This is a genomic window from Citrobacter sp. Cpo071 (assembly GCF_030332765.1).
Lineage (GTDB): Bacteria > Pseudomonadota > Gammaproteobacteria > Enterobacterales > Enterobacteriaceae > Citrobacter > Citrobacter portucalensis.
Genome location: NZ_JAOWHE010000082.1, coordinates 46,696 through 69,690, shown reverse-complemented (window position 1 = coordinate 69,690; position 22,995 = coordinate 46,696). Strand labels below are relative to the sequence as shown.

At 50.6% G+C, this 22,995-nt stretch carries 21 protein-coding genes and 1 pseudogene; 13 read left to right on the top strand and 9 right to left on the bottom strand.

Annotated elements, in window-relative coordinates:
* Positions 1-29 precede the first annotated feature (29 nt).
* The 7 genes from tolR to cydA all read right to left on the bottom strand — a co-directional run bounded on the left by tolR (position 30) and on the right by cydA (position 5,242).
* Complete coding sequence (tolR, locus tag OGY09_RS14480) at positions 30-458, bottom strand: colicin uptake protein TolR (protein WP_003022978.1); 429 nt, start codon at positions 456-458, stop codon at positions 30-32.
* 3 nt (positions 459-461) lie between these two features.
* Entirely contained in the window at positions 462-1,154 is a 693-nt protein-coding gene (tolQ, locus tag OGY09_RS14475; protein WP_003022976.1) for a Tol-Pal system protein TolQ, read from the bottom strand.
* The gene (gene ybgC / locus OGY09_RS14470; protein ID WP_003831439.1) at positions 1,151-1,555 is read right to left on the bottom strand and encodes a tol-pal system-associated acyl-CoA thioesterase; all 405 of its coding nucleotides are present in this window, start codon (positions 1,553-1,555) and stop codon (positions 1,151-1,153) included. The genes tolQ and ybgC overlap by 4 nt, the downstream gene beginning before the upstream one ends.
* 542 nt (positions 1,556-2,097) lie before the next feature.
* A complete protein-coding gene (ybgE, locus tag OGY09_RS14465) occupies positions 2,098-2,391 on the bottom strand; it encodes a cyd operon protein YbgE (RefSeq protein WP_003831434.1) in 294 nt (97 codons plus the stop codon).
* Complete coding sequence (gene cydX / locus OGY09_RS14460) at positions 2,391-2,504, bottom strand: cytochrome bd-I oxidase subunit CydX (protein ID WP_003022970.1); 114 nt, start codon at positions 2,502-2,504, stop codon at positions 2,391-2,393. Before cydX ends, ybgE begins: the two co-directional genes overlap by 1 nt.
* A gap of 14 nt (positions 2,505-2,518) precedes the next feature.
* Positions 2,519-3,658, bottom strand: a complete 1,140-nt coding sequence (gene cydB, locus OGY09_RS14455) for a cytochrome d ubiquinol oxidase subunit II (RefSeq protein WP_003831431.1) — start codon at positions 3,656-3,658, stop codon at positions 2,519-2,521.
* A gap of 15 nt (positions 3,659-3,673) precedes the next feature.
* On the bottom strand, positions 3,674-5,242 hold the full coding sequence (gene cydA, locus OGY09_RS14450) for a cytochrome ubiquinol oxidase subunit I (RefSeq protein ID WP_008784156.1): 1,569 nt from the start codon (positions 5,240-5,242) through the stop codon (positions 3,674-3,676).
* A 1,219-nt stretch (positions 5,243-6,461) separates the two neighbouring features.
* Here cydA and glmS point away from each other — a divergent pair.
* The 10 genes and pseudogenes from glmS to cobO all read left to right on the top strand — a co-directional run bounded on the left by glmS (position 6,462) and on the right by cobO (position 17,670).
* Positions 6,462-6,911, top strand: coding sequence for a methylaspartate mutase subunit S (glmS, locus tag OGY09_RS14445; RefSeq protein WP_003022963.1), 450 nt, complete (start codon positions 6,462-6,464; stop codon positions 6,909-6,911).
* The gene (gene glmL / locus OGY09_RS14440) at positions 6,911-8,299 is read left to right on the top strand and encodes a methylaspartate mutase accessory protein GlmL (RefSeq protein WP_275399144.1); all 1,389 of its coding nucleotides are present in this window, start codon (positions 6,911-6,913) and stop codon (positions 8,297-8,299) included. Before glmS ends, glmL begins: the two co-directional genes overlap by 1 nt.
* Positions 8,300-8,317: 18 nt before the next feature.
* Positions 8,318-9,763, top strand: a complete 1,446-nt coding sequence (locus OGY09_RS14435; RefSeq protein WP_003831428.1) for a methylaspartate mutase subunit E — start codon at positions 8,318-8,320, stop codon at positions 9,761-9,763.
* On the top strand, positions 9,763-11,004 hold the full coding sequence (locus OGY09_RS14430) for a methylaspartate ammonia-lyase (protein ID WP_032942736.1): 1,242 nt from the start codon (positions 9,763-9,765) through the stop codon (positions 11,002-11,004). Before OGY09_RS14435 ends, OGY09_RS14430 begins: the two co-directional genes overlap by 1 nt.
* A gap of 3 nt (positions 11,005-11,007) precedes the next feature.
* Positions 11,008-12,378, top strand: coding sequence for an acyclic terpene utilization AtuA family protein (locus OGY09_RS14425; RefSeq protein WP_003022951.1), 1,371 nt, complete (start codon positions 11,008-11,010; stop codon positions 12,376-12,378).
* Positions 12,375-12,692: a DUF4387 domain-containing protein gene (locus OGY09_RS14420; RefSeq protein ID WP_003831425.1), complete on the top strand. Its 318-nt coding sequence runs from the start codon at positions 12,375-12,377 to the stop codon at positions 12,690-12,692. The genes OGY09_RS14425 and OGY09_RS14420 overlap by 4 nt, the downstream gene beginning before the upstream one ends.
* A 169-nt stretch (positions 12,693-12,861) precedes the next feature.
* Positions 12,862-14,143 (top strand): annotated as a pseudogene (locus OGY09_RS14415) (dicarboxylate/amino acid:cation symporter); the annotation flags it as partial.
* A 151-nt stretch (positions 14,144-14,294) separates the two neighbouring features.
* On the top strand, positions 14,295-15,296 hold the full coding sequence (gene glsA / locus OGY09_RS14410; protein WP_032942734.1) for a glutaminase A: 1,002 nt from the start codon (positions 14,295-14,297) through the stop codon (positions 15,294-15,296).
* Positions 15,297-15,405: 109 nt separating this feature from the next.
* Positions 15,406-17,058: a class I fumarate hydratase gene (locus OGY09_RS14405; RefSeq protein ID WP_032942733.1), complete on the top strand. Its 1,653-nt coding sequence runs from the start codon at positions 15,406-15,408 to the stop codon at positions 17,056-17,058.
* A 9-nt stretch (positions 17,059-17,067) separates the two neighbouring features.
* On the top strand, positions 17,068-17,670 hold the full coding sequence (gene cobO / locus OGY09_RS14400; protein ID WP_032942732.1) for a cob(I)yrinic acid a,c-diamide adenosyltransferase: 603 nt from the start codon (positions 17,068-17,070) through the stop codon (positions 17,668-17,670).
* Positions 17,671-17,752: 82 nt separating this feature from the next.
* Here the strand turns inward: cobO and OGY09_RS14395 are convergent, their stop codons facing one another.
* Positions 17,753-18,655 carry a LysR substrate-binding domain-containing protein gene (locus tag OGY09_RS14395; RefSeq protein ID WP_003022936.1) on the bottom strand — a complete coding sequence of 301 codons (903 nt, stop codon included), beginning with the start codon at positions 18,653-18,655 and terminating at the stop codon, positions 17,753-17,755.
* Positions 18,656-19,060: 405 nt separating this feature from the next.
* Here OGY09_RS14395 and cobA point away from each other — a divergent pair, with 405 nt between their 5' ends.
* Entirely contained in the window at positions 19,061-19,849 is a 789-nt protein-coding gene (cobA, locus tag OGY09_RS14390; RefSeq protein WP_003831416.1) for a uroporphyrinogen-III C-methyltransferase, read from the top strand.
* On the opposite strand, the gene OGY09_RS14385 is transcribed toward cobA, so the two are convergent.
* Complete coding sequence (locus OGY09_RS14385; protein ID WP_032944354.1) at positions 19,828-20,721, bottom strand: PocR ligand-binding domain-containing protein; 894 nt, start codon at positions 20,719-20,721, stop codon at positions 19,828-19,830. The genes cobA and OGY09_RS14385 overlap by 22 nt on opposite strands.
* A 372-nt stretch (positions 20,722-21,093) precedes the next feature.
* On the opposite strand from OGY09_RS14385, the gene otnK reads away from it, so the two are divergent.
* Entirely contained in the window at positions 21,094-22,350 is a 1,257-nt protein-coding gene (gene otnK, locus OGY09_RS14380; protein ID WP_032942731.1) for a 3-oxo-tetronate kinase, read from the top strand.
* A complete protein-coding gene (gene otnC / locus OGY09_RS14375; RefSeq protein ID WP_008784146.1) occupies positions 22,347-22,991 on the top strand; it encodes a 3-oxo-tetronate 4-phosphate decarboxylase in 645 nt (214 codons plus the stop codon). The genes otnK and otnC overlap by 4 nt, the downstream gene beginning before the upstream one ends.
* The last annotated feature ends 4 nt before the right edge of the window (positions 22,992-22,995 follow it).

The window sequence follows — 22,995 nt, the reverse complement described above, 5'->3', positions numbered from 1 at the left end:
CTATCTTTCAAGCCAGCAAAACGCAGTCATCAGATTGGCTGCGTCATCAAGCCAACCGATTTTACGCCTGCACTGTGTAACAAGTTCAGCGCTTTAATTATTTCATCATAAGGCACGTCTTTCGCACCACCGATTAAAAAGACCGTTTTCGGATTGGTCTGCAGGCGGCTTTTCGCCTCCGCGATAACCTGCTCCGGCGGCAGTTGATCCATACGATCTTTCTCAACTACCACGCTGTATTGCCCAATACCGGAAACTTCAATAATGACCGGGGGTTCGTCGTTACTGCTGACGGCTTGCGACTCGGTCGCATCCGGCAGGTCGACTTCCACACTCTGCGTAATGATCGGCGCGGTTGCCATAAAGATCAGCAACAGCACCAGCAGTACGTCGAGCAGCGGTACAATATTGATTTCGGACTTGAGTTCGCGACGACCTCGTCCACGCGTTCTGGCCATGGCTTACCCCTTGTTGCTCTCGCTAACGGTAAACGCCTGGCGGTGCAGAATCGCGGTGAACTCTTCCATAAAGTTGTCGTAATTCAGTTCCAGTTTGTTCACGCGCTGGTTCAGACGGTTGTAGGCCATAACCGCTGGAATTGCCGCAAACAGACCGATAGCCGTTGCAATCAACGCTTCTGCGATACCCGGTGCGACCATTTGCAGCGTCGCCTGTTTTACCGCGCCCAGCGCGATAAATGCGTGCATGATCCCCCAAACGGTACCGAACAGACCGATATACGGGCTAATGGAGCCAACGGTGCCGAGGAATGGAATATGCGTTTCCAGCGTTTCCAGTTCACGGTTCATCGAGATACGCATCGCACGGGAAGCCCCCTCTACGACCGCTTCCGGCGCGTGGCTATTTGCCCGATGCAAACGCGCAAATTCTTTGAATCCGCTATAGAAAATTTGTTCCGAGCCCGCCAAATTATCACGACGCCCCTGGCTTTCCTGGTACAGGCGCGACAATTCAATGCCGGACCAGAACTTGTCTTCAAATGCTTCGGCTTCACGTGAAGCAGCATTAAGAATACGGGTCCGTTGGATGATAATGGCCCAGGATGCGATTGAGAAACCAATCAAAATCAACATGATAAGTTTAACCAGAAGGCTTGCCTTCAGGAACAAATCAAGGATATTCATGTCAGTCACTGCTTAAACTCCGCGACAATAGACTTGGGAAGCGCACGAGGCTTCATTTTGAGTGGATCAACGCAAACAATCAGAACTTCGGCTTCATTCAGCACGGTGTTCTCTGCGTTGACAATGCGTTGCGTGAAAACCAATGAGGTGCCACGCATTGACGTAATTTCGGTTTGAACTTCGAGCATATCGTCGAGCCGGGCAGGCGCAAAATACTCGAGGGTCATCTTGCGCACCACAAAGGCTACACGTTCGGCCAACAGGACCTGCTGACTGAAGTGATGATGACGAAGCATTTCTGTGCGTGCTCTTTCATAAAAAGCGACGTAACTGGCGTGGTAAACCACCCCACCGGCATCGGTATCTTCATAATAGACACGAACCGGCCATCGAAACATATACTTATTCATTCCTACTGCCTCTTTGTTGGCTTCGCCCACTCGCACCAGTTACTTACCTTTGTAAGCGTCTGGTGATTCGCGTTCTTGCCGCCGCGATGCATCAAGAATGTCGTTGTATATCGCGCTGTCTTCACTGTACATCCCGGTAATGCAATTAGGTTGTGTCCTGTGGTTGTTCGCGGATGGCGCTGACGAAAATTTTTGCACAGAACAAGGCGCGAGTGGCGAAGTTTGGTAATTCCAAACAAGACGCAAGTAACGCAGTACTGTGCAAAAAGATTCTCAGCCCTTCGGGACGCGTTCCATCAGGATGTTCTCTGTGTTGTCGCACTTGGACATAGTTCTACGATGTCCAGCGCACTCCGCCTTGATAACGTCCTGATGGTACAGCGTCGCCACCGCACACAACCACAGGGCACAACCTCAGGTTAGTGCTTTCAAACTTCGCTACTATACGCGCGGGAATGGTGCTTTGGAATGGGGGAAAGTAAACGGAGAGTAAAAAATTATGGGCTTATGCAAGCCCATAAATATTTAAGGATGTTTCTTATTCAAAAGAAGAAGAAAATCAGACCAACAACGAGGACAATATCCGCGATCAGCGGGCAGAAGATGCCCTGCCAATGTACGGCGCGAGGACGGAAGCCAACGCCGTGAATAATGCCTGCGCAGACCGCCCACATCAGCAGGAAACCATGCCAGATTTCAAGCTCGCTGGTTTTGGCCGCGAAACGAGACGGATCCCAGAATATGCAGCCAGCCAACACGATTGCCAGCACAAATGAAAGCGCCCGCAAGGGGCGCTTGTCCATCGCGTTGTATACCATCGCGATAATGTTGGTCATTAGCTATCTTCTTGCCCGGCTTTGCCTGATTCAACGTGCTCAAGCGCCAGCGCTGTGATTATCCCAAATGCACAGGCAAGAAGCGTTCCCAAAATCCATGCGAAATACCACATTTTAAGCTCCTTACTTAGTACAGAGAGTGGGTGTTGCTTTCAATATCTTCTTTAGTGATGCGACCGAACATCTTCCAGTAACACCAGCTGGTGTACAGCAGAATGATCGGTACAAACACCGCCGCGACCCAGGTCATCAGATTCAATGTACGCTGGCTGGAGGTGGCATCCCACATGGTCAAACTTGCGTTCATCATGGTGCTGGATGGCATCACAAACGGGAACATTGCGATACCGGCAGTCAGGATGATGCAGGCTAACGTCAGTGAGGAGAAGACGAACGCCCATGCCCCTTTCTCCATGCGAGAAGTCAGGATGGTCAACAGCGGCAGAACCACGCCCAGAGCAGGAACCAACCACAGGATAGGTGCATTGTTAAAGTTCACCATCCATGCGCCAGCCACACGAGCCACTTCTTTGGTCAGCGGGTTAGAGGCGGCATGATGATCCAGTGCAGAGGTCACAACATAACCGTCAATACCGTAAATTACCCACACACCGGCCAGCGCGAAGCAGACCAGAGTCACCAGCGCCGCAACCTGTGAAGTTGCACGAGCACGCAGATGCAGTTCACCTACCGTACGCATCTGCAGATAGGTCGCACCCTGGGTGATGATCATCCCAACGCTCACGACACCTGCCAGCAGACCAAACGGATTCAGCAACTGGAAGAAGTTACCGGTGTAGTACAAACGCATGTAGTCATCTACGTGGAACGGAACCCCTTGCAGCAGGTTACCGAACGCCACGCCAATCACCAGCGGTGGCACGAAGCTACCAATGAAGATGCCCCAGTCCCACATGTTGCGCCAGCGCATATCTTCAATCTTAGAGCGGTAGTCAAAACCGACCGGACGGAAGAACAAGGACGCCAGAACCAAAATCATCGCCACATAGAAACCGGAGAACGCAGCGGCATACACCATCGGCCAGGCAGCGAACAGTGCGCCCCCCGCGGTGATGAGCCAAACCTGGTTACCGTCCCAGTGCGGGGCGATGGAGTTAATCATAATTCGACGCTCGGTATCATTACGACCGAGGAAACGGGTGAGCATGCCCACCCCCATGTCGAATCCATCAGTGACTGCAAAACCAATCAGCAGAATGCCAACCAGCAGCCACCAGATAAAACGCAATACTTCATAATCGATCATTTGACGACTCCTGTCTTAGCGTGCCGGCTGAGAAGTCACAGTGGACTGCTCGTAGTGATAACGACCGGTTTTCAGGCTACTCGGCCCAAGGCGTGCGAACTTGAACATCAGATACAGTTCAGCCACCAGGAACAGGGTATACAGGCCGCAAATCAACAGCATCGAGAAGATGAGGTCGCCAGCAGTCAGCGAAGAGTTCGCTACGGCTGTTGGTAACACTTCACCAATCGCCCACGGTTGACGACCGTACTCTGCAACAAACCAACCGGATTCAATAGCAATCCACGGCAGAGGAATCGCATACAGCGCGGTGCGCAGCAGCCATTTTTTCTCACCGATACGGTTACGAAGCACAGTCCAGAAGGACACCGCGATAATTGCCAGCATCAGAATGCCGCATGCCACCATGATACGGAAAGCGAAGTACAGCGGCGCAACACGAGGAATAGAATCTTTCGTTGCCTGCTGAATTTGCGCTTCGGTCGCGTCGGTAACTTTGTCCGTATAGCGTTTCAACAGCAGACCATAACCCAGGTCTTTCTTCATGCTGTTGAACTGGTCGCGAACGGCCTGGTCGGTAGTACCAGCACGCAGTTCTTCCAGCAGCTGATACGCTTTCATCCCGTTACGGATACGCTCTTCGTGTTGCACCATCAGGTCTTTCAGACCAATGACCGGTGTATCAACAGAGCGGGTGGCAATGATGCCCAGCGCATAAGGAATTTGAATCGCAAAATGGTTTTCCTGCGCATCCTGGTCCGGAATACCGAACAGCGTGAAGGAAGCCGGTGCAGGCTGAGTTTCCCATTCTGCTTCAATCGCAGCGAGTTTGGTTTTCTGCACGTCGCCCATTTCGTAACCAGATTCATCACCCAGAACGATAACAGACAGAATAGCAGCCATACCAAAGCTGGCAGCGATAGCAAAAGAACGTTTAGCAAACGCGAAGTCACGACCGCGCAGCATATAGTAGGAGCTGATACCCAGAACGAACATCGCGCCACATACATAACCAGATGCCACAGTGTGAACAAATTTCACCTGTGCTACCGGGTTGAGCACCAGTTCAGAGAAGCTCAGCATCTCCATACGCATGGTTTCGAAGTTGAAATCCGCTGCGATTGGGTTCTGCATCCAGCCGTTCGCAACCAGAATCCACAACGCGGACAGGTTAGAACCCAGAGCCACCAGCCAGGTGACACACATATGCTGGACTTTACCCAAACGGTCCCAGCCGAAGAAGAACAGACCTACAAAGGTGGATTCGAGGAAGAAGGCCATCAAACCTTCGATCGCCAGCGGCGCACCGAAAATATCCCCTACATAGTGGGAGTAGTAAGACCAGTTAGTCCCGAACTGGAACTCCATGGTCAGACCGGTAGCCACACCCAGAGCGAAGTTGATACCAAACAACTTGCCCCAGAACTTGGTCATATCTTTATAAATCTGTTTGCCGGAAAGGACGTAGACCGTTTCCATGATGGCCAACAAGAACGCCATACCGAGCGTCAGTGGCACAAACAGGAAGTGGTACATCGCGGTCAAGGCAAACTGTAAGCGCGACAGTTCGACTATATCTAACATCATGACTCCTTGCTCATCGCATGAAGACTCCGAGAGTGAACCCCGTTAGAAAGGGTCACACGCATGCCCCAATACAAATTTATCTGCTTCCTTCCGCCGCTACCCTTTCCTCTCATTTGAAGAAAGGACAATGATGAAAGGTTACAAACATGTTAATAAAACACTCAAATTGATCCCGCAATTATATTACGCCGTAAAATCCTTACAATAAACAGGTTTTTATCGAGACAAATTTGCATTTTTCGATAGTGATCAATTTATAGCTAATTTACCACTTTCAGACCAATTTGATCTGAAGCAATTTACCCTCTTTTGATGCTGTTTTCCAAGTTTTAAACATTGATTTAAATCAATTTTCAAATTTAATGTTAATAGTGTTTAGCACTCACGCTACTAGTAAACGCGATGTTAACAACATGTTTTTCAATGAGTAATTGCCGTTACTACAAATGATAGGATATTTATTTAAATGTACACGATCTTTTAACCAGCCCAGCTGACAAAATTGATAACAGATAAAGAATCACTAATGCTGGGTAGCTCACAGTTTTTTGTTTAGCAAGTCATGGATTTGTTATTTCATACAAATTATTCATTTAAATTTTACTTATAATTAACACCGAGATGTAACTATCTCAACTGGAAGCGAAAACGTTCCACAATGACCGATGCATTGCGTTTGTCGTTCTGCGACAGAACGCTGACGTTTCGCTTAAATCATCACTGAAAGTTATCATTACCCCCCCCCCTCTTCTCTTATGTGGCAAAGATTAAATATGCCACAAACATTTCCTTATCATTTTTATCCTAAATTTAACAAAAATGAATTGTGACATATAAGATTAAAAAATAAAAAACCGTTATGTCGTTCACAAGTTAATTAGTAATTGGGATTTTTGAAATTATTTAAAACACGTCATAAACGGCGCGCATAACAAAATAAGATTTCGATCACAAACATGGCAAGTCATTTATTACCCAATTCCCTAACAAATTAAACCCAGCTAAGAAAAGATAATCCATCACATTGATTATGAAAGGGTTTTATAGATAACAAACATAACAATCATTTTTGTCAGGATATTTTGAAAATAGATCAATTGCTTCCTTTTTCGCTTCCACAGAAACTCCAACCCTATTAAGAGGTTGTCACAATCCATGTTCTAAATATTAGAAAATAATTTCACTTATTGACCATCAGCCCTACAGAGGATTACCCATGAAGAAATCTACACTTGTTATTGGCGTCATCGGTGCTGACTGCCATGCAGTAGGTAATAAAGTTCTGGATCGCGTTTTTACTGCTCATGATTTTCACGTAATCAACCTCGGGGTGATGGTGAGCCAGGATGAATATATTGATGCTGCGATTGAAACAGGCGCCGATGCCATCGTGGTGTCCTCTATCTACGGTCATGGCGACATTGACTGCCTCGGACTACGTGAGCGCTGCATCGAACGCGGCCTTGGCGACATTCTGCTGTACGTCGGCGGCAACCTGGTCGTCGGTAAACATGACTTCGCCGACGTGGAAGTGAAGTTTAAAGAGATGGGCTTTAACCGGGTCTTCGCCCCCAGCCACGATCTGGAAGATGTTTGCGCGCTTATCACTAATGATATTCACCAACACAATGGCCTCGAACAGCGTTGCCTGGAAGAGGCCATCTGATGCAAACAGTTTCTGTCGATATCGGCTCGACATGGACCAAGGCAGCCCTCTTCGCACATGAAGGCGAGGAATTAACCCTGGTAAACCATGTCCTGACCCCAACCACCACACATCATCTGGCAGACGGTTTTTTTGCCAGCCTGAATCAGGTGCTGAATGTTGCCGATGCTCGCCCGTTACTGAAAAGTGGTGAAGTGCAGTTGAAATACTCCTCCTCAGCGAAAGGTGGGCTCGCCGTTGCAGCAATGGGGCTGGTGCCTTCCATTACGCTGGAGTCGGCAAAAGTTACCGCCCATTCGGCAGGAGCGAAAATCGCGCAATATTATTCGTACAAGCTGAACCGTCATGACATCCAGGAGCTGGAATCATCACCGCCAGACATTCTGTTGTTTACCGGCGGGACAGACGGTGGCGAAGAAAGTTACGGCCTGGCGAATGCGCACGCGCTGGCAGGCTCAAAGCTTGATTGCGCCATTATCTACGCCGGAAATCGGGACATTCAGGACGAAATACAAACGATTCTGGGACATAAGGATCTGACCACGGTAGACAACATTCTGCCGGACCTCGATCACCCGAATCCGTTTGCCGCTCGCCAGGCGATTTGCGATGTGTTCTTGTCACGCATCGTCAAAGGCAAAGGTCTGGACGTTATCGTCGGCGAAACAGGCGAAGAGCCTATGCCGACGCCATGGACGGTATATGAGTTAGTCAAAGCCATTAGCGATTACGACAGCGCATGGAAGGAATTCATGCTGATTGATATGGGCGGAGCCACCACGGATGTCTATTCGGCCAGCGCGAATACCCTCTCCCCCGATACCGTCCTGCATGGTGTTCCTGAACCGTTCGTCAAACGTACCGTTGAAGGCGACCTTGGAATGCGCGTTTCCGCCGCTGTGGTGGGAGAAAGCACGCAGGATATGGTGAAAGTCATCTTCGCCCAGCAGCCACAGCGCGAGGAAGCGTTTTACCGCTATCTACGCCACCTGGTTGGGCAACCGGATTACCTGCCACTCAGCGAGGAAGAGAAATATTTCGACACCCTGCTGGCAGGTTTATGCGTGGGCTATGCCGCTGAGCGCCACGCGGGCACTAAAAAGCAGGTTTGCACCTGCGTGGGTAATGTGGATTTACAGATGGGTCGCGATCTCACCACCGTACGCAAAATCGTCGGTTCAGGGGGATGGCTCTCTCGCGCCAGCCAGTTCGATATCCATAACTGGCTCAAATACAGGGAGCTGGACGACCAGGGTAAAAGAATTCTGTTACCGAATCAGTTTGAGTATTACCGCGATTCAAATGGCCTGCTCCCTCTACTGGCAAACGTCGCCAGGCTGTACCCGCAAGCCGCTGCTCGCACCAGCATTCAGTGTTTAACCCTATAAAACTTAAGGCAGCTACGAATGGAACTTCGAAATAAAAAATTGACCCACGACGAATTCATGACCGAAAGGCATCAGGTGTTACAAACCTGGGAAACCGGCAAAGACGTTGAGAACTTCGAAGATGGCGTGAAGTACCAGCAATCAATTCCAGAGAAAAAGCGTTTCTCCCTCGCCCTGCTGAAGGCCGATCAGGAAGGTAAAACTCTGAGCCAGCCGCGCGCAGGTGTGGCATTAATGGATGAGCATATTGCGCTGCTCAAAACATTGCAGGAAGAGTGCGACCTCCTGCCAAGTACTATCGATGCCTATACCCGTCTGAACCGCTATGAAGAAGCCGCTGTCGGGATCCAAAAATCCATCGAAGCAGGTACTTCCAAGCTGAATGGTTTACCGGTCGTCAATCACGGGGTTGCTGCCTGCCGTCGTATGACTGAATCGCTGGATAAACCGATCCAGGTTCGCCACGGTACACCGGATGCGCGTCTGCTGGCAGAAATCGCCATGGCCAGTGGCTTTACCAGCTACGAAGGCGGCGGTATCTCCTACAACATCCCTTACGCCAAACGCGTCACCCTGGAAAAATCTATCCGTGACTGGCAGTACTGCGACCGTCTGATGGGTCTGTACGAAGAGAACGGCATTCGCATCAACCGTGAGCCGTTTGGTCCGCTGACCGGCACGCTGATCCCGCCGTTCATGTCCCACTCAGTCGCGATTATCGAAGGTCTGCTGGCGCTGGAGCAGGGCGTGAAGTCTATTACCGTCGGTTACGGCCAGGTCGGTAGCCTGACACAGGATATCGCTGCTATTCAGGCACTGCGTGAACTGTCCCACGAATACTTCCATAACCATGGCTTCGACGATTACGAGCTGAGCACCGTTTTCCACCAGTGGATGGGCGGATTCCCGGAAGATGAAGCAAAAGCCTTCTCCGTTATCGCCTGGGGCGCAGCGGTTGCCGGTATGTCTGGTGCCACAAAAGTTATTACCAAAAGTCCGCACGAAGCATTCGGTATCCCAACCGCGGCAGCTAACGCCCAGGGTCTGAAAGCGTCACGCCAGATGCTCAACATGGTCAGCGATCAGAAATTCCCGCAGTGCGCTGCCGTGGAGCAGGAAGTTGACCTGATTAAGAGCGAAGTCCGCGCGGTATTGAAGAAAGTCTTCGAACTGGGCAATGGCGACATTGCGCGCGGTACGGTGCTGGCCTTTGAAGCTGGCGTGCTGGATGTGCCTTTCGCTCCTGCCGCCTGTAACGCCGGTAAGATCCTGCCTGTTCGCGATAACACAGGCGCAATCCGTATTCTTGAAGCCGGTGCCGTGCCGCTGCCGAAAGATATTCTCGCCCTGCACCACGACTACGTTGCAGAGCGCGCACATTTCGAAGGTCGCAAGCCTTCTTTCCAGATGGTCATTGATGACATCAACGCCGTATCCCACAGTAAATTAATAGGAAGACCATAATGAAAATTAAACAGGCCCTTTTCACAGCTGGCTACTCCTCATTTTATTTTGACGATCAGCAGGCCATCAAAAACGGCGCCGGTCATGACGGGTTTATCTATACCGGCGATCCGGTAACGCCAGGATTTACGTCTGTTCGTCAGGCGGGTGAATGTGTTTCCGTACAGCTGATTCTGGAAAACGGCGCGGTAGCTGTGGGCGATTGCGCAGCGGTGCAATATTCAGGTGCAGGCGGTCGTGACCCGCTGTTCCTGGCTGAAAACTTCATTCCGTTCCTCAACGACCACATCAAGCCGTTGCTGGAAGGTCGTGACGTTGATTCGTTCCTGACCAACGCCCGTTTCTTTGACGAACTGCGTATTGACGGCCATCTGCTGCATACCGCCGTACGTTATGGTCTGTCTCAGGCGCTGCTCGACGCGGCGGCACTGGCTACCGGTCGTCTGAAAGCCGAAGTGGTTTGTGATGAATGGCAGCTGCCATGCGTCCCGGAAGCCATTCCGTTATTTGGTCAGAGCGGCGACGACCGTTATATCGCCGTCGACAAGATGATCCTCAAAGGTGTGGATGTCCTACCGCATGCGCTGATCAATAACGTAGAAGAGAAGCTGGGCTTTAAAGGTGAAAAACTGCGTGAGTACGTCCGCTGGTTATCTAACCGCATCCTGAGCCTGCGCACCAACGATAGCTATCACCCAACGCTGCACATTGATGTCTACGGCACCATCGGTCTGATCTTCGATATGGATCCAGTGCGTTGCGCCGAATACATCGCCAGCCTGGAAGCCGAAGCGCAAGGCCTGCCGCTGTACATTGAAGGCCCGGTTGATGCCGGTAACAAGCCGGATCAGATCCGCATGTTAACCGAGATCACTCAGGAGCTGACTCGTCTGGGTTCTGGCGTGAAAATCGTTGCGGATGAATGGTGTAACACCTATCAGGACATCGTGGACTTCACCGACGCGGGCAGCTGCCACATGGTGCAGATTAAAACCCCGGACCTGGGCGGCATTCACAACATCGTTGATGCAGTGCTGTATTGCAACAAACACGGAATGGAAGCCTATCAGGGCGGTACCTGTAACGAAACGGAAATCAGTGCTCGTACCTGCGTACACGTCGCGCTGGCCGCGCGTCCAATGCGCATGCTGATCAAACCGGGTATGGGTTTCGATGAAGGTCTCAACATCGTGTTTAACGAAATGAACCGCACCATCGCGCTGTTGCAAACTAAGGATTAAGAGATGGCACGCACATTTAAGATCTTATCGCCTACGGCTATCCTGGGTTATGGCTTCCCGGAAGAAAGTTTTCGTAAAGCCATGGAAGAGTCACCGGATCTTATTGCTGTTGACGCAGGTTCCTCCGATCCTGGCCCTCACTACCTGGGGGCAGGTAAACCCTTTACTGACAGGGCCGGTGTGAAACGCGATCTGCGCTATATGATTGTGGCAGGCGTTAAGAACAACATCCCTGTCGTGATCGGCACAGCCGGTGGTTCTGGTGCAGCTCCGCATCTGGAGTGGTGTCGCCAGATAATCCATGAGATCGCGCAGGAAGAAAAACTGTCTTTCTCAATGGCGCTGATTCCGTCTGATGTCGACAAAGAAATCGTTCATCAGGCGCTGGATAACGGCAAAATCACCGCGCTCGATTTTGTGCCTGAACTGACTCACGAGGCCATTGAAGAGAGCACCTACATTGTCGCGCAGATGGGCGTCGAGCCTTTCCAGCGTGCGCTGAAAGCCGGTGCGCAGGTGGTCCTGGGCGGACGTGCCTACGATCCGGCCTGCTTCGCCGCGCTGCCGATTATGCAGGGCTTTGATGAAGGTCTGGCGCTTCATTGCGGTAAGATCCTTGAGTGTGCAGCCATTGCCGCCACCCCTGGCTCCGGCTCAGATTGTGCGATGGGAATCATTGACGATAACGGCTTTACGCTGAAGGCGTTCAATCCCAAGCGTAAGTTCACCGAGACTTCCGCCGCAGCGCACACCCTGTACGAGAAGTCAGATCCGTACTTCCTGCCAGGGCCAGGCGGTGTGCTGAACCTGAAGGCATGCACTTTCACCCAGGTTAACGAGGGTGAAGTGTATGTCAGCGGTTCACGGCATGAAGAAACACCGTATGCGTTGAAACTGGAAGGTGCACGCCAGGTTGGCTTCCGTTGCCTGACCATCGCCGGAACACGTGACCCTATTATGATTGCCGGGATTGACACGATTCTTGAAGAGGTACAGGCAAGCGTTGCACGTAACCTCTCACTGAATGACGACAGTATCCGCATGACGTTCCACCTTTACGGTAAGAACGGTGTGATGGGCAACCATGAGCCGATGAAAACTGCGGGCCATGAACTGGGAATTCTACTGGATGTCGTTGCGCCAACGCAGGATATCGCCAACAGCGTTTGCTCGCTGGTGCGCTCTACCCTGCTGCACTACGGCTATGAAAATCGTATTGCGACTGCGGGCAACCTCGCCTTCCCGTTCTCGCCATCTGATATTCAGAGTGGACCGGTGTATGAGTTCTCGATCTATCACCTGATTGAAGCGAGCGATGCGCTGCGTTTTGATTTCCACATTGAACAGGTGACGCCAGAAGGAGTTCAGGCATGAAACACTCAATTTGTTCACTGGCGCAAGTAATTCGTTCCAAAAACGCCGGACCGTACGAACTGGTTTTAGATATTTTATTTAAAACAAGGGAAGACTATCAGCGGGTAAAAGCCTGCGAGCAATTAACACCGCAGCTTATTGCCGGTTTATATAATGTTGAGCCTGAATTTATTCACAATATCGTCTGGTTCGATCCAGCGAATGCCGTAAAAATCGTCATGCCACGAGATATTATTTCCGGCAACGTCGGTGACAATGATGTTTATGGTGCGCAGCAACACGCTCCATTATTAAGTATTGAGTTCGACTTGTAACAAAAAAACACAATAACAACCATTGGAGCACAGAATTCAGCTGTATCACAGTGCTTCGAATTATTCATGCGGTTGGTCACAACAGGCGTGCGTCTGAGCTGCTGTCCAGGTTCAGGCGCACGCCACCCTACACAATTCCAATTACCAGCCTTTATCCGATGGAGTACACATGAAGAAAATTAGTTTAACGAAGATGATCATATTAGGCCTGATACTCGGCATGATTGCCGGGGTGGCCATAAATAATATGGCCGCGGCTGAAACAGCAAAATCTTATGCAGCAGATATTTCCATTTTCACCACCATATTCTTACGTATGGTGAAAATGATTATCGCTCCATTGGTTATTTCAACTCTGGTTGTGGGTATTGCCAAAATGGGCGATGCCAAAACGCTGGGACGTATATTTTCGAAAACCTTCTTCCTGTTTATTTGCGCCTCTCTGGTGTCAATTGCACTGGGTCTGGTTATCGTTAATATCTTCCAGCCAGGCGCAGGTATCAACTTTGTGCCACATGACGTCGGAGCCGTTGCCGCCGTTAAGTCAGAGCCATTCACGCTGAAAGTATTCATCTCACACGCGGTACCGACCAGTATTGTCGATGCGATGGCGCGTAACGAAATTCTGCAGATCGTCGTGTTCTCAATCTTCCTCGGTTGCAGCCTCGCTGCGATTGGTGAAAAAGCCGATCCTATCGTGAAAGTGCTGGATTCACTGGTGCACGTCATGCTGAAGCTGACGGGTTACGTCATGCTGTTTGCACCATTGACCGTTTTTGCCGCTATTTCAGGTCTGATTGCCGAACGTGGTCTGGGTGTGATGGTTAGCGCCGGGATCTTCATGGGTGAGTTCTACCTGACGCTGGGTATGCTGTGGGCGATCCTGATTGGCCTGTCTACGATGATCGTCGGGCCTTGCATCGCACGGTTAACTAAATCAATCCTCGAACCCGCTCTGCTGGCCTTTACCACTTCAAGCTCTGAAGCCGCCTTCCCGGGTACGCTGGACAAGCTGGAAAAATTCGGTGTTTCGTCAAAAATCGCCAGCTTCGTTCTGCCTATCGGTTATTCCTTTAACCTGGTCGGTTCCATGGCTTATTGCTCATTTGCCACCGTCTTTATTGCCCAGGCGTGCAACATCGAACTGAGCATGGGCGAGCAAATCACCATGCTGTTAATCCTGATGCTGACCTCAAAAGGAATGGCAGGCGTACCGCGCGCATCAATGGTGGTTATCGCTGCAACCCTGAACCAGTTCAACATTCCAGAAGCAGGTCTGATTCTGCTGATGGGTGTCGATCCGTTCCTCGATATGGGTCGTTCCGCCACGAACGTTATGAGTAACGCCATGGGAGCAGCCATTGTCAGCCGTTGGGAAGGTGAACACTTCGGCCAGGGTTGCCGTGGCTCTGCACCAGTGAAGTCCCCGGAGCAGGAACGTCCGGTTACCGAACCGTCAGAAGTTGCCATGTCCTGACACAACGCCATTGCCGGATGGCGCTCGCGCTTATCCGGCCTACATAACGTTTAACCATCCGTAGGCCGGATAAGGCGGTACGCCGCCATCCGGCACCAAGATGAGCACACCAACAGGAATGCATAATGAATAAAACAATTCTCGGCGTGAGTCTCTTTTCTTTCAGCGTCTTGTTTAGCGCAACCACATTCGCGCAAACCACGCCCGACTACGCCAAGCTGATAGAACAGGCTCATCAGAAGTACAAAAGTAACAACGATGGAAAAGTCGCCGACTACATCCCTGCTCTGGCGACCTATAGCCCGAAAAATTTTGCCATCACCATTGCGACGGTGGACGGCAAGATCTACCAGGTTGGCGATGTTAACAAACCTTTCCCTATGGAATCCCTGAGTAAAGTGTTCACCATGGCGCTCGCCATGGAGCAGCACGGTCCTCAGGTAGTGCTGGATAAACTTGGCGCCAATGCCACCGGTATGCCATTCAACTCAGGTTTAGCCGTTGAACTGACCAAAGGCGCGCCTGAAAACCCTCTGGTAAACGCCGGGGCCATGAGCACCGTTAGCCTGATCGAAGCCAAAGACAAAACCGATCGTTGGAACAAAATCCTCGACAACCTGAACGTCTGGGCCGATGCCACTCTCACCGTGAACGAACCGGTTTTCAAATCTGAAATGGAAACCAACCAGCACAATCAGGCGCTGGCCAAGCTGATGGAATCCTATAACAGCTTCTATGGCAACACTGACGAAGCCGTTGAAATTTATACCCGCCAGTGCTCGGTGGATATCACCGTTGAGCAACTGGCCAAAATGGGTGCTGTACTCGCGAACAAAGGCAAATCTCCGTTCAACGGTAAACAGTTGCTGAATGAGAAATATGTTCCGCAGGTGCTGGCAGAAATGGCAATTGCCGGGCTTTACGACGGTAGCGGTAAATGGCTGTACACCGTTGGCATCCCGGCGAAAAGCGGCGTCGGCGGCGGCATGGTTGCCGTTGTCCCAGGCGAATATGCGATTGCGGTCTATTCTCCACCGCTTGATGAAGCCGGAAACAGCGTTCGTGCCCAGAAAACTATCGAATATGTCGCCGAAGCGACAAAAGCCAATGTCTTTTTAGCCAAATAACTTTACGCCGGATGGCGCTTCGCTTATCCGACCTACATCAATGCGTTAATCGTAGGCCGGATAAGCGAAGCGCCATTCGGTAAACAACACGAAGAGGTGAGAAGTAAACATGTCTAAACCATTTGTCTGGCAGGAACTCTTTGTTCAGAGTAAAGATAGTACCGAGTATGAATTACTTAGTAACCAGCACGTTACGGTAACGGAGTTAGACGGAGAGGAAGTGATCAAGGTTGCACCGGAAGCGTTAACCTTGTTAGCACAGCAGGCGTTTTATGAGGCTTCATTTTTCCTGCGCGCCGGACATTTAAAACAGATTGCCAGCATTTTGCACGACCCACAGGCCAGCAGTAACGATAAGTACGTCGCATTGCAGCTGCTGCGCAATGCAGAGGTTTCAGCTAAAGGCGTACTGCCCAACTGCCAGGATACCGGGACGGCAACCATAGTGGCCAGCAAAGGACAACATGTCTGGACCGGCGGCGATGACGCAGAAGCATTAAGCAAAGGCGTGTATTCCACCTTTACCGAAAACAACCTGCGTTACTCGCAAAATGCCCCGCTGGATATGTATACCGAGGTCAATACCCAGACCAACCTGCCCGCACAAATCGATATTAGCGCCACCCCAGGTAACGAATACCGTTTCCTGTTCGTCAATAAAGGTGGTGGCTCAGCTAACAAAGCGGCGCTGTTCCAGGAAACCAAATCCATTCTACAGCCGGAAAAACTCACTGCGTTCTTGATCGAAAAAATGAAATCACTGGGTACAGCCGCTTGTCCGCCGTATCACATCGCTTTTGTGGTTGGGGGCTTATCCGCCGACCAGGCGCTGAAAGTCGCCAAACTGGCTTCAACCAAATATTACGATAATCTACCCACCAGCGGGAACGAGCTGGGCCAGGCGTTCCGTGATACGGCGCTGGAAGCCGAGTTGCTCAATGCCAGCCGCGAGTTTGGCATCGGGGCGCAGTTTGGCGGCAAATACTTTGCCCACGATATCCGCGTAATTCGCTTACCGCGCCACGGCGGCTCCTGCCCAATCGCGATGGCCCTCTCCTGCTCTGCCGACCGTAACATTAAGGCCAAAATTAATAAACACGGTATCTGGCTGGAGAAACTCGAGCATAATCCGGGCAAATTCATTCCTGATTCTCACCGGATAGAAAACGGCGCTCAGACCGTACAACTGGATCTGAACCGTCCGCTGCGTGACATCCTGCATGACCTTTCCGCTCTACCCATTGGTACACGCCTGTCGTTAAGCGGCCCGATTGTTGTCGCTCGCGATATCGCCCACGCGAACATCAAAGCACGACTGGATAACGGCGAACCGATGCCGGAATACATGAAAAAACATATCGTTTACTACGCGGGTCCCGCCAAAACCCCGGAAAATCAGGCTTGTGGCTCAATGGGGCCCACCACCGGCGGGCGCATGGATGGGTATGTCGATGCTTTCCAGGCACAAGGCGGCAGCCTCATTATGCTCACCAAGGGTAACCGCAGCCAGCAGGTCACTGATGCCTGTCAGAAACACGGTGGGTTTAGCCTCGGCAGCATTGGCGGTGCAGCAGCCCTGCTGGCGCAGCAGTACGTGAAAAGCCTGCAGTGCCTTGAATATCCCGAACTGGGAATGGAAGCCGTATGGATGATGGAAGTTAAAAATATGCCGGCCTTCGTATTAGTGGATGACAAAGGCAATAACTTCTTTAGCCAGTTCGAGCAGCAGCATCGCTGCGCAACTTGTCCGGCGGGGCATTAAGGAGTTTCCATGGAAGCGCGCGCCAATAACGACAGACACCGTCAGCGTCAGCAGAAGCTGAAAGAGCAGGTTGATACCCGCGTAGCGGCGGCAACGGAGAAGAAAGGGATCCTGATTGTCTTCACCGGCAACGGAAAAGGAAAATCCACCGCAGCCTTTGGCACGGCAACGCGCGCAGTGGGTCACGGAAAAACCGTTGGCATCGCGCAGTTTATTAAAGGTCAGTGGGATAATGGCGAGTACAACACCCTGCACCCCCTCGGCGTCGAGTTCCATATTATGGGCACCGGATTTACCTGGGAAACCCAAAATCGGCAAGCAGATATCGAGGCAGCAACGGTTGTCTGGCAGGAAAGTAAGCGCATGCTGGCTGATGCGCATTACGATCTAGTGGTGCTGGATGAACTCACCTACATGCTTGCTTACCACTATCTGGATGCCCAGGAGGTTATCAGCGCCATCGAAAATCGTCCTGCCGGTCAGAGCGTTATCGTCACAGGACGCGGATGCCATACGCTGTTACTGGAACTGGCCGATACGGTCAGTGAAATTCGCCCGGTCAAACACGCGTTTGACCGCGGTATTCAGGCACAGGTTGGGATCGACTGGTAGCCGTTCTTTTGCCGGATAACGATGCTAACGCGTCTTATCCGGCCTACCCATCGTTGTAGGCCTGATAAGGCGCAAGCCATCCTCAGGCAGCCGATACCACGGACTTACTGAGCAACCAGTTACGGAAAATCTGTAAATGCTCGGATTCCGATTTCTCTTCACGCCACGTCATAATAAATCGATTCCCGGTACGCATTGGAACATCGCAAGGAATGACCATATCACCGCTGTCCAGATCGTGCTGAATGGCAAAACGTGGGAGCAGCGCAACGCCCAGATTAGAGCGGACCGCCGCGATCAGCATCGATAACAAATCAAATCTCGGACCTTTGTTCACCAGCGGACTGCTGACATCTGACAGCGCAAACCACTCCTGCCACCCTTTGATGCGCGTGCTTTGGTGCAAGAGCGGAAATTCGTTTAGTAATTCGTTCACCGCCAGTTTTCGTTCCGGTTCGGCCAGCAAACAGCGGCTGCAAACCGGCAGAATTTCCTCTTCAAACAGGTACTCAACCCCTGACCATGGCGAATAAAAGTCTTCGCGCATGATTGCCGCGTCATACTCTCGATTGAGAAAATCACCAATATTCGCCAGGGAATGAATGTTCACGATAATATCAGGATTAAGTTTGTTAAACTCACGCAGGTTTGGGATCAGCCAGTGCGTGCTGAACGTCGGATTCACCGCCAGCTCAATAACCTGTACCGTCGGCTGCCAGGTCATTATCGTCGTCGTATCTCGTTCAAGTTTATTTAACGTTTCTTTAACGATACTTAAATAGTGTTTGCCGGCCGCATTTAAGAAAATGCGTTTTTTGGCATGATTAAATAGCGCGGTATTGAGAAAATCCTCCAGTGCATTTACCTGGCGGAAAACAGCACTTTGTGTCAAAGCCAGCTCTTCAGCTGCCCGGGTATAACTTTCGTGACGCGCAACAACTTCAAAAGTTACCAGCAACTCCGTCTTGGGTATTTTTCCTCTCATAACCTCTTCCATATGCAGCGTACAAAAATAGTTTAATTTATAAAAAATAATTCAAGCTACCCAGATAAGCACCGAGAGTTATATTTTATTTCATCCATTAATGTCATTGATCCAATCCATGATTTACTCACACTGATGGCGGATAAATATTAACCAATAATACTCAAGAGCAGCAATAAACACAATTTAAATAAGGTTAAACCTAAGCAAATGGTGCCAATAAGTTCTTAATAATTTTTCAAGTTATCTTGTTTATTGCAGAAAAAACTTTGCGAGATTAATCAATATTATCAGTGCGATAATTTTGGATAATTTCACGTTATAACTTACGGGCAAACGACTGCTTTTTATCATTCCTTGATGTAGTTTCTGCCTTTTTTTGATTGATGTGATAAAGGACACAATGTGAAAACTTTCGGAAAGGTCTGGCTCGTTGGGGCAGGTCCCGGTGATATTTCATTACTTACCCTCAAAGCAATGATGTGCATTAAACAGGCTGATGTCATTATTTACGATCGGCTGGTCAATCCTAAAATTTTGGAATGGGCATTACCTGATTGTCTGCTTATCAATGTCGGCAAAAACCCAGGCTTCCATTGTGTACCGCAGGATGAAATCAATGCACTGCTTGTCCAGTATGCCCAAACGCACAATAATATTGTGCGTTTGAAAGGCGGCGATCCGTATGTTTTTGGACGCGGGGCTGAAGAAGTTGAGGATCTCGTCGAGACAGGCATCCCGTTTGAAGTGGTGCCGGGTATTAGCTCAACCATTGGTGGCCTGACCTATGCCGGGATTCCGGTAACACACCGCGATTTCGCCTCGGGATTTCACGTGGTAACCGGTCATACGCGGGAGGGCAACCAACAGCAGGACTGGCGTCAGCTGGCCAAACTGAATGGTACGCTGGTTATCGTCATGGGTATCGCCAATCTGGCGTTTATCTGTGAGGAATTATTGATGGGTGGAAAATCAGCAGATACGCCTGCAGCGCTAATTATGTCCGCCACCCGCGATAACCAACGCCGACTGACCTGTACGCTCGGTTCACTACTGAGCAAGGCGCAGGAAGCTAACATCCTCCCCCCTGCGCTGATAGTGATTGGTGATGTGGTAACCCTGAGCGATCGGCTCTCTTTTATCCCTGAAGCCATCACGCTGCCGGAAAACCTTTACTGTGACAGTCTGGCATGACGAAAAGACTGGGGCGACGTTTGATGCGCCGCCCGGAAAACACGGCAAAAGTAACTGGTTTGTGCGTATTGGAGTTTCCGGGCAATGCTGTCTATTGAATGAACGGGATCGTGCAATAACTCCCCCGCTTTTTGCATTTTTTTCTGATTCACCCAGGTTTTAAAGTTAACGCCCTGGCGTTTCTTAAAAAAACGGCTGAAATAGTTTGCGCTTAAGCAAACGTGAGCTGCTACGGATTCCAGGGATAATTCACTATATAAATTCTCATCAATATAACGCAACGCTGCCAGAAGCTTTTTCTCGTGTCGGGAAGGCTCTGTAAAATAATGACGCATGTAACTGGTCGGTGGGATAACAAACTCATCAGGTTGTTGCTGTTCTGTCTCAAAATTATCAACAATAAAATTTAATAAATTAGCTGATGCCACCAGCGTGTTATTATCGACTACCGCCACCTGACTCCATTCAGCTTTTATTTTTGGTTCATCCATCCATGAGCATTCATTATCAATAACGATAGCTTTATATTCCTGATATTTTGCCCGCACCTGCCCACAGAGCATAAAACCGTACAGATGCCCATCGCGAATTAATGGCATAGAAAACAGACTTAGCCCTGCGTGGCAGCTGAGTATTCTGGGTTTAAGGTGTTTTAAACCTTCAAAAGCACAATATTTGTCACACTTTTGGCAACTCGTACAATAGCGTTCATCCGCCCGCATTAATGTGCAGAACGAATTAAAGTTATGGCAATCCGAGAGAGTTTTTCCGTTTACATCAACCACAACCGTGGCTAATCCAGTCGCACTGGAGAATACTTTTGCTATCGAGAAAAAACGTTGTAGATAATCATCCTGGATTTTCAACGACACGGTATCCTCCGGCATTAATGAAATTAAAGCCGGTAATATGCAGAATTTAATCAAGAGAAAGAATGATGCTCACCGCAAAAAATAATCTCATTTATGCAGATGATTATGATCAATTGGCAAGAGAGTTAAAGCAACCACGATAATACTCCGCTGCATGCTACTGACTTCGCTTTCTCAAAGATTAACGAATCTTCACACTCTCTTGTGAGACTCTTTTCGCAAAACAAAACATCTTTCTCCATTATTTTCAATAGATTACTCATTTTTACTGTGAATCAATGATGTGCTTATTTGTGATAATCATCATGTGAATGTGAAAGGCCCTCCTGAATAATATGTTCAATTAGCAAACAATCTGAACGGAGTTGATCCATGGCCGTCACCACAGGCGTTATCGCCGACGATTTCACCGGCGCAACGGACATTGCAAGCTTTATGGCGCAGCAGGGGTGGCGCGTTGCGCTACTGCCCGGAATGCCTGATACCACTCAATGCTGGAATGAAGAGGTCGAAGCTATCGTCATCTCGCTGAAAAGCCGCTCATTACCCGCAGAACAGGCCATCGCACAATCTCTGTCCTGTGCCCGCTGGCTGAAACAAAAGGCAGGTGTCCGCCAGATCTATTTTAAATATTGTTCGACGTTCGACTCCACGCCAACAGGCAACATTGGACCGGTCAGCGATGCGTTGATGAACGAGCTGCATACACCCGTGATTGTCCACTGCCCCGCCCTGCCGCAAAACGGGCGCACGGTGGTGCATGGCCATCTTTTTGTAAACGGCGTACTGCTTAACGAATCCGGGATGGAAAAGCATCCGCTTAATCCTATGACCGATGCCAGCCTGCCGCGCCTGCTGAGCGCGCAAACGCCAGGTAAGGTTGGTTGCATTAACCTCACGATACTGCGTCAAGGTGTGGAAGCGGTCACTAACGCTCTGGCCCAACTTCAGGCTGAAGGTACGCGTCACGTTATCGTCGATACGCTGGATGAAGCAGATCTCAACACGCTGGCGCAGGCACTCCATGCCAGCCCTCTGTTAGCCGGGGGCTCCGGGCTCGGTGGCGCACTGGCCGCCTGCACCGGAACTCAGCAAACCATGCCGCTGGACGCTTTTCCACTACCTGCTAAAACGGTGGTGTTCTCCGGTAGCTGTTCTGCAATGAGTAATCGTCAGGTCAATCGCTATAAGGCCGCAGCAGCCTCTCGTGTACTCGACGTGGCCCGCTGCCTGTCTGATACAGAACGCTACACTGATGAACTATGTGCCTGGGCGATGACGCATATCAACGACCCATTCGCGCCGATGATATACGCCACCCAGCCGCCAGACATACTCCAACGCATTCAACAAGAGTACGGCGAACAGGCTGCCAGCCAGGCGATCGAACACGCTTTTTCCCGACTGAGCGCAAAGCTACAAGTTGCAGGTGTAAACACCTTTATCGTCGCAGGCGGAGAAACATCCGGCACCGTGGTAGAGGCACTGCAGGTGAAGCGTCTGTCCGTTGGCAAAGCCATTGCGCCTGGCGTGCCGTGGGTATTTTCCTCCGGTCTGGCGCTGGCGCTGAAGTCAGGCAACTTTGGTGACGAAGATTTCTTTTTTACAGCCCAGGAGTACGCATTATGAATCCGGTGAGTGAACACCAACTACGCGAACTACTCGTCCACTATGGCCGTTCCTTGTTTATGCGTGGTTACAGCAGCGGCGGCTCCGGCAACCTCAGCGTCAAATTGCCGGATGGCGGCTATCTGGTGACCCCGACCAACTCCTGCCTGGGTGAGCTTGATCCTGCCACGCTAAGTAGGCTGGATGCCAACGGCGTGCATCTTAGCGGCGACAAACCGTCAAAAGAGGTGCCCATGCATTTGGCGTGGTATCGGCATCGGCCATCCTGCGGCGCGGTTGTGCACCTGCATTCTCCATGGCTGACCGCGCTCTCCTGTCTGCCTTGCTCTACGCCAGAAAACTGTCTACCGCCACTAACGCCATACTATGTGATGCGCGTCGGACAGCTACCGCTGCTGCCTTATTTCAAGCCCGGCCATGAAGGCATTGCCAGCGCATTGAGTGAAATCGCGGCAGATCATACGGCTGCGTTGCTGGCCAATCACGGGCCGGTAGTAAGCGGTCGCTCGCTGCGTGAGGCGGTGTTTAACGCCGAGGAACTGGAAGACAGCGCCCGCATCTGGCTGACATTAAAACCGCTCGGCTATGTTCCGCTCTCAGAAGAGGCGGTGGCCGAACTTGAACATTCCCGGCAAGCGTGAGGTG